8 protein-coding genes are annotated in these 7,594 nt (G+C 62.3%); 7 read left to right on the top strand and 1 reads right to left on the bottom strand.

Annotation, left to right across the window (positions count from 1 at the left end):
- From accD to AB4Z11_RS16775, 7 genes are all read left to right on the top strand, one after another.
- Nucleotides 1-775: acetyl-CoA carboxylase, carboxyltransferase subunit beta (gene accD, locus AB4Z11_RS16805; protein ID WP_442026384.1), on the top strand; the 775-nt coding region annotated here is incomplete at its 5' end.
- Between the two features lie 87 nt (nt 776-862).
- Nucleotides 863-2,152, top strand: coding sequence for a bifunctional tetrahydrofolate synthase/dihydrofolate synthase (gene folC / locus AB4Z11_RS16800; RefSeq protein ID WP_442026385.1), 1,290 nt, complete (start codon nt 863-865; stop codon nt 2,150-2,152).
- 11 nt (nt 2,153-2,163) lie between these two features.
- The gene (locus AB4Z11_RS16795) at nt 2,164-3,108 is read left to right on the top strand and encodes an SPOR domain-containing protein (protein ID WP_442026383.1); all 945 of its coding nucleotides are present in this window, start codon (nt 2,164-2,166) and stop codon (nt 3,106-3,108) included.
- 24 nt (nt 3,109-3,132) lie between these two features.
- Nucleotides 3,133-3,621, top strand: a complete 489-nt coding sequence (locus AB4Z11_RS16790) for a CvpA family protein (protein WP_442026382.1) — start codon at nt 3,133-3,135, stop codon at nt 3,619-3,621.
- Nucleotides 3,622-3,661: 40 nt separating this feature from the next.
- Nucleotides 3,662-5,188, top strand: coding sequence for an amidophosphoribosyltransferase (purF, locus tag AB4Z11_RS16785; protein WP_442026381.1), 1,527 nt, complete (start codon nt 3,662-3,664; stop codon nt 5,186-5,188).
- A complete protein-coding gene (locus tag AB4Z11_RS16780; protein WP_442026380.1) occupies nt 5,188-6,420 on the top strand; it encodes a cystathionine gamma-synthase family protein in 1,233 nt (410 codons plus the stop codon). Before purF ends, AB4Z11_RS16780 begins: the two co-directional genes overlap by 1 nt.
- Nucleotides 6,417-7,283 (top strand): hypothetical protein, encoded by an 867-nt coding sequence (locus tag AB4Z11_RS16775; RefSeq protein WP_442026379.1) that lies wholly within the window; start codon nt 6,417-6,419, stop codon nt 7,281-7,283. Before AB4Z11_RS16780 ends, AB4Z11_RS16775 begins: the two co-directional genes overlap by 4 nt.
- A gap of 21 nt (nt 7,284-7,304) precedes the next feature.
- Here AB4Z11_RS16775 and AB4Z11_RS16770 read toward each other — a convergent pair.
- The coding region (locus AB4Z11_RS16770) for a glutathione S-transferase C-terminal domain-containing protein (RefSeq protein WP_442026378.1) at nt 7,305-7,594 on the bottom strand (290 nt) is incomplete at its 5' end.

The following is a 7,594-nucleotide window of genomic DNA, read 5'->3' as shown; positions in this document are numbered from 1 at the left end:
CTGCGAGGCTGTGCTGTACCGTACCGATCTGGAATCGAACCTGCACGTCTGCCCCAAGTGCGACCACCACATGCGCATCCGCTCCCGTGAGCGCCTGGACGCGCTGCTGGACGCCGGCGGCCGTTTCGAAATCGGCCAGGAAACCCTGCCGGTCGATACCCTGAAGTTCAAGGACAGCAAGAAGTATCCTGACCGCCTGAAGCAGGCGATGGAAGCCACCGGCGAGACCGACGCACTGGTCGCCATGGGCGGCGCCATCATGAGCCTGCCGGTTGTYGTGGCCTGCTTCGAATTCGAATTCATGGGCGGCTCCATGGGTTCCGTCGTTGGCGAGCGTTTCGCCCGCGCGGCCCAGGTGGCGCTGGAACAGAAGGTCCCGTTCATTTGCATTACCGCTACCGGCGGTGCGCGTATGCAGGAAGGCCTGCTGTCGCTGATGCAGATGGCGAAAACCACGTCGATGCTGACCAAGCTGTCGGAGAAGAAGCTGCCATTCATCTCCGTGCTGACCGACCCGACCATGGGCGGCGTGTCGGCATCCTTCGCCTTCATGGGCGATGTGGTGATGGCCGAGCCAAAAGCACTGATCGGCTTTGCTGGTCCACGCGTGATCGAGAACACCGTGCGCGAGAAACTGCCGGAAGGCTTCCAGCGTTCCGAATTCCTGCTGCAAAAGGGCGCGATCGACATGATCGTCGACCGCCGCAAGATGCGCGAAGAAATCGCGCGCCTGCTGGCACTGCTGCAGAACCAAGCCGCCGAAGTATTGGCGTGATGCGCGAAGCGGCGGATCGATGATCCGCCCTTTGCCGCCTCGTAGGGCGGGTCATTCGACCCGCCGATGCAATCCCACCTGATGTCTATGTCCGCTCTCCCGAATACCCTTCCCGAATGGCTTGCGCTGCTTGAGTCGCGCCATGCCGAAACCGTCATCAATATGGGCCTGGACCGCGTGCGCGCGGTGAAGGAACGCATGCAGCTGGCCTTCAAGTGTCCGCTCATCATGGTGGCGGGTACCAACGGCAAGGGCTCGACCTGCGCAATGCTGGAATCGATCCTGATGCGCGCGGGGTACAAAGTGGGCCTGTACATCAAGCCGCACTTCCTGGACTTCAACGAGCGTGCCCGCATCAATGGCGATATGGCCAGCGATGAAGCGCTGGTGGCAAGCTTCAATGCGGTCGAAGCAGCGCGCGGCGAGATTTCGCTGACCTATTTCGAATTCACCACGCTGGCCATCATCCACCTGATGACACAGTCGAATCTCGACGTGGCGATTCTCGAAGTGGGCCTGGGTGGCCGCCTGGATGCAGTGAACGTGATGGACGCCGACGTGTCCATCGTGACCAGCGTGGACATCGACCACGTCGACTTCCTGGGCGGCACGCGCGAGTTGATCGGCTTCGAGAAAGCGGGCATTTTCCGCACCGGCAAAGCTGCGATTTGCAGCGACCCGATGCCGCCGCAATCGCTGATCGACCACGCAATGGAAATCGGCGCCGACCTGTGGCTGATGGGCCGCGATTTCAACTACTCCGGCGACAAGCAGCAATGGAACTACGGTGGCCGCGGCCAGCGCCGCAATGCGCTGGCTTACCCAAGCCTGCGCGGCGCCAACCAGCTGCTGAATGCGTCCGCCGCACTGGCGGCGCTGGAAGCGCTGAAACTGGAACTGCCGGTCGGTGCGCAGGACGTGCGCCACGRCCTGGTGACCGTGGAGCTGCCGGGCCGCTTCCAGGTGCTGCCTGGCCGTCCGAGCGTGATTTACGACGTCGCGCATAACCCGCACGCCGCCTCTGCCCTTGGACAGAACCTGGGCAATATGGGCTTCCATCCTTACACCTACGCGGTGTTCGGTTCCATGCATGACAAGGATATCGATGGGGTGATCAAGGCCATGAATGGCCAGATCGACCACTGGTGCCTGACCGATTTGCCATCGCCGCGTGCGGCATCCGCTTCCGAGCTGGCCGCCAAGGTGCAGGCCATCGAGCCGGAAATGCATGAAAAAACCGTCAATATTTTCCCGGACCCGGGTGCGGCATTCGCAAATGCGATGAGCCGGGCAGGCGAGAATGATAGAATTGTGGTCTTTGGATCGTTCCTGACCGTTGCCGGTGTCATGGCAGCGAAAAAATCCTCACTCCACTAAAACATTCACGCATGGGCTTGTTCTCTTCATTCAGTAAAAACAAGCAGGAAGCCTCTGGCGAAGACAGCGGCTACTACCGCGCACAAGACGACCGCGCCGCCACCGAGCGGGCCAAGTCCAAACGCGCATCCAATGCCGGCGGYGGTGCAACCCGCGGCCGCGGCAAAGAAGATCCCGTGCTGCCGGAAAAGAAGCGCGCACGCCGCCGCCTGGTCGGCGCGATCGCGCTGGCGCTTGCTGTCGCCGTGGGCCTGCCGATGGTGCTCGATTCCGAGCCCAAGCCGCTCGCTTCGGACATCGCCATCCAGATTCCTTCGAAAGACAAACCTGCCGAGCCGCTGACTGCACCCGCGCCTGCGCCGGCCGTGGCCGCACCGGCAGTGCAGCCGCAAGCGGCGGCCCCGGCGCCTGCTCCCGCTGCACAGAAGCCGGTCGTCACCAGCCAGCCGGCGGTTGCGCCGGTGCGCGTGGCGCCGTCTTCCGCGCTGGACAAGGGCGAAGAATTCGTCGACGTGCCTGCTAAGCCGAAGGCGGCCGACACGCACGTGGCCAAGGCGCCGGAACACAAACCGGAAGCCAAGCCGGAATCCAAGCCTGCCAAGGCGGAAACCAAGCCTGAGCCGAAAGAATCCAGGCCGGAGCCGAAACATTCCGAGCCAGCCAAAGCCACGCCATCCGACGATGCGCGCGCCATGGCTATCCTGGAAGGCAAACCTGCCGAATCGGCAAGCAAATACGTCATCCAGGTTGGCGCTTTCGCCACCCAGGACAAGGTCGACGAAGTGCAGGGCAAGCTGAAGGCTGCCGGCATCAAGTCCTTCGTGCAGAAAGTATCCACTGCATCGGGCGAGCGCACCCGCGTAAGGCTGGGGCCATTCTCCAGCAAGGAAGAAGCGGACAAGGCCCGCGCCAAACTGGGCAAGATTGGCCTGGATGGCAATGTGATTCCAGCCTGATTTGACTGAACGGACCGGCACAGCGTGACGATTTTTGACTACATCGTGATCTTTGTGCTGGCCGCATCCATCTTTATCGGCGTGCTGCGCGGCCTGGTGAAAGAGTTGCTGGCGCTGGCCAGCTGGATCGTCGCCTTCATCGCCGCCAACGCCTACGCCGCCGACCTCGCGCGCATGCTGCCAACGGCCGTGCCGGGCGAGCCGCTGCGCCTGATCCTTGCCTTTATTGCACTGTTCATCGGCGTGCGCCTGCTCATGGGCTTACTCGGTATGCTGATCGACGCACTGGTCACCGCCGGTGGCCTGAGCGTGGCGGATCGCGGCCTGGGTGGCTTGTTTGGCGCGGCGCGGGGCATTGTGATTGTGCTGGCCGGCGTCATATTGTGCGGTATGACCTCGGTTCCCAAGCAGGAGTTCTGGAGGCACGCGTTGTTGAGTCCCTGGGCGGAATCCGGCGTGCATATGATCAAACCCTTCCTGCCCGCTGCGTTGGCGCAGCACGTGCATTTTTAAGAATTCTTTAAATCCGCAGTACCAAGTTTAGGAGCACACCATGTGTGGCATCGTCGGCGTCGTTTCCCATCAACCTGTCAATCAGCTGCTGTATGACGCATTGCTGCTTTTGCAGCACCGCGGCCAGGATGCGGCAGGTATCGCGACCAACCAGAACAACACCTTCTCCATGCACAAGGCCAATGGCCTGGTGCGCGACGTTTTCCGTACCCGCAATATGCGTTCGCTGAGCGGCAATTCCGGCATCGGCCACTGCCGCTATCCGACCGCCGGTTCGTCCAGCGAAGAGGAAGCGCAACCGTTCTACGTGAACGCGCCCTTCGGCATCACGCTGGCGCACAACGGTAACCTGACCAACTGGGAACAGCTCAAGCAAGAGATGTTCAAGAACGACCGCCGCCACATCAACACGGACTCCGACTCTGAAGTCCTGCTGAACGTGCTGGCCCACGAAATCACCCGTTTCTCGACCGGCTTCACGCTGGAGCCATCGACGCTGTTCAAGGCGGTGCGCGAAGTGAACCGCCGCGTGCGTGGCGGCTATGCTGCGGTAGCGGAAATCGCCGGCGTGGGCATGCTGGCCTTCCGCGATCCGAACGGCATTCGTCCGCTGTGCCTGGGCGAGAACGAAACCCCGCAAGGCAAGGAATACCTGATCGCTTCCGAATCCGTTGCGCTGGAAGGCATGGGCTTCCGCTTTGTGCGCGATGTGCTGCCGGGTGAAGCAATCTTTATCGACAAGGATCACAATCTGTACGCCGAGATCTGCGCCGACAAGCCTGCGCTGAATCCTTGCGTGTTCGAATACGTGTACCTGGCGCGTCCGGACTCCGTGATCGATGGCGCTTCGGTGTACAACAGCCGCCTGAAGATGGGCGAATACCTGGCCGACAAGATCAAGCGCGAAGGCCTGGCGGATGACGTTGATGTCGTGATGCCGATTCCGGATTCGTCCCGTCCCGCCGCGATCCAGCTGGCGATGCGCCTGGGCGTGGATTACCGCGAAGGCTTCATCAAGAACCGCTACATCGGCCGTACCTTCATCATGCCGGGCCAGGGCCTGCGCAAGAAGTCCGTGCGCCAGAAGCTGAACGCGATTGCCGACGAATTTAAGGACAAGGTCGTGCTGCTGGTGGACGACTCCATCGTGCGTGGCACCACCTCGCGCGAGATCGTGCAGATGGCACGCGAAGCCGGCGCCAAGAAAGTGATCTTCGCTTCCGCAGCGCCGCCAGTGCTGTACCCGAACGTGTACGGCATCGACATGCCGACCCGCGATGAACTGATCGCCCACGGCCGCACGGTGGACGAAGTGTGCAAGGAAATCACCGCCGACGCGCTGGTGTACCAGGACCTGGAAGACCTGAAGCGCTCCATCTCGGACGTGAACCCGGCATTGACCCAGTTCGAAGCGTCCTGCTTCGACGGCAAGTACATCACCGGCGACGTGTCGCCTGAGTACCTGGACCGTCTGGAAGCGTCGCGCCACAATCCGAAGAAATCGGACAAAGCCGAAGATGCCGCGCGCACCCAGCTGAACCTGAACACTGCGACAACGGAATCGTAATGAAGAACTACGGCTTCACCACCACCATCCTGCACAACGACCGCCAGAAGGGCATCGAGCACGGATCGCTGCACAAGCCGATCCACACTTCGGTGACCTTCGGCTACGCAGACGCGCGCCAACTGGCGTCTGTCTTCCAGGGCAAAGAGCCGGGCTTCCGCTACGGCCGCCAGGGCAATCCGACCGTGTCGGCGCTGGAGGATAAGGTCAACAAGATGGAGCAGGGCGTAGGCACGATCTGCTTCGCTACGGGCATGGGCGCGATTGGCGCCGTGTTCCAGGCGCTGCTGCGTGCCGGTGACCATGTGGTGTCGTCGTCTTTCCTGTTCGGGAATACCAACTCCCTGTGGCAGACCGTCGCAGGGCAGGGCGTGGGCGTGGACTTCGTGGACGCGACCGATGTGGCCAATGTGGCTGCGGCCCTGAAGCCGGAAACGCGCATCGTCTTCGTGGAGACGATCGCCAATCCGCGCACGCAAGTGGCGGATCTGAAGCGCATCGGCGAGCTGTGCGCCGAGCGCGGCATTCTCTACATCGTCGACAACACCATGACCTCGCCTTATCTGTTCCGTCCGAAGACGGTCGGTGCAGGCCTGGTGGTGAATGCGCTGACCAAGTCCATCGGCGGACACGGTAACGCGCTGGGTGGCGCCCTGACCGATACCGGCGCTTACGACTGGACGAAATTCGCCAATATCTTCGACAACTACAAGAAGAACCCCGCGCCGATGTGGGGCCTGGTGCAGATCCGCGCCAAGGGCCTGCGTGACTTCGGCGCTTCGCTCGGTCCTGAAGCGGCGCACCATATCGCTGTCGGCGCCGAGACGTTGGCGTTGCGCATGGAACGCACCTGCACCAACGCGCAGGCGCTGGCCGAGATGCTGGAAGCGGACGACCGCGTGGCCGCCGTCTACTATCCTGGCCTGAAGTCGCACCCGCAGCACGATATCGCTTCGGAGCTGTTCAAGGATTACGGTTCACTGCTGTCCTTCGAACTGGCGGAAGGCATCGATTGCTTCGATTACCTGAACAAGCTGAAGCTGGCGATCGCAACGTCCAACCTGGGCGATACGCGCACGCTGGTGATTCCGGTGTCGCATACCATCTTCTTCGAGATGGGGCCGGAGCGCCGTGCATCGATGGGCATTGCCGATTCGCTGATCCGTGTATCGGTCGGCATCGAAGACACGGCCGACCTGCTGGACGATTTCCGCTCCGCGCTCGACGCATGATGYGCCTTCGCTGGATGCCGGCTGCTGCGTTGTCTGCCGCGCTGGCACTGCCGGCGTATGTGGCTCTCGCGGCCAGCACCGTCACCGTGCCTGTCGAGCTGCAGGACGGCCGTCCGGTGGTGTCGCTCAAAATCGCGGGCAAATCCCATCCCTTCCTGCTGGACACCGGCTCCAACACGGCGCTGCATCTCACGCCGGACTTGCTGGCCAAGGTGCCGGGCTTGAAACTGACCGGCCRCAAATTGCATACGCGCGACCTGTCCGGCCAGGAGCAGGAGGCCGACGAATTCGTGATTCTCGATCTGGTACTCAACGGTGTGCATTTCGGCGAAGTGCGCGGCCAGGCGTTCAAGCCCTGGGGCCTGCACCTCGGCGAACCGCTGCCGCAGCCGGAAGACAAGTTCTCCGTCATCGGCCTGCCGCTGTTTGCGAAGCAGGCTTTCGTGTACGACTACAGCGCGCGCCAATTCAGCTTTGGCGCCAAAGTGCAGCATGGCGGCCTATGGAAGGTGCTGCCTTACGAAGCGAGCAAGGAAGGACTGGTGGTGCGCTTCGTGAACCCGCGCACCAGCTACCGGCTGGTGCTGGATTCGGCGTCCACAATTTCGGTTGTAAGCCGCCAGCGTGCAGAGGAAAAGAATGACGAAACCGGCACGTGTCCGATGAATATTGGGCCGGGCCGCGGCTGCAACTACGTCGAGGCGGGACTGGGCGACGATGGCATCAGCTTCCAGCCATTGCTGCACGACCTGCCCGAACAATTCACTGCCGACGGTATTGCCGGCGCAGACTTCTTCCAGCATTACGCTGTCTACATCGACCAGGCCGGCGGCCAGGTCGCAGTGCGCCGCAAGGATCGCTGAGGCGCGCTTAGTACGCCTTCGCTACCAAGGGGCGGCCCCTGGCATCTGGTACGGGTGGCGCCAGCCGGGCAGGGCGCGGATGCGATCGAGCCAGGCTGCAACGCGCGGCGGATAGCTGACGTTGGCTTGTTCAGGCCAGAACAGGTAACCGCAAAGCGACAGGTCGGCAATGCTGGGCTGATCGTCCAGCAGGAACTGGCGGCCGTCCGTCAGTTCCTCATCCAGGCGCACCATATCGTCATCGAAGCGGCGGCGGAACCATGGCAGCACGGTGCCTGCATAGGCACCGGCATCGTCGAACTTCTGGCCAT

Source organism: Pseudoduganella sp. RAF53_2, assembly GCF_052113985.1.
GTDB lineage: Bacteria > Pseudomonadota > Gammaproteobacteria > Burkholderiales > Burkholderiaceae_D > Rugamonas.
Note: the sequence above shows the minus strand (reverse complement) of the source record. Positions and strands in the feature narration are given on the sequence as shown.

What these genes read in the sequence shown, in the direction of transcription:
- purF (WP_442026381.1), top strand. Translation starts at nt 3,662, where the DNA reads ATGTGTGGCATCGTCGGCGTCGTTTCCCATCAACCTGTCAATCAGCTG.
- AB4Z11_RS16780 (WP_442026380.1), top strand. Translation starts at nt 5,188, where the DNA reads ATGAAGAACTACGGCTTCACCACCACCATCCTGCACAACGACCGCCAG.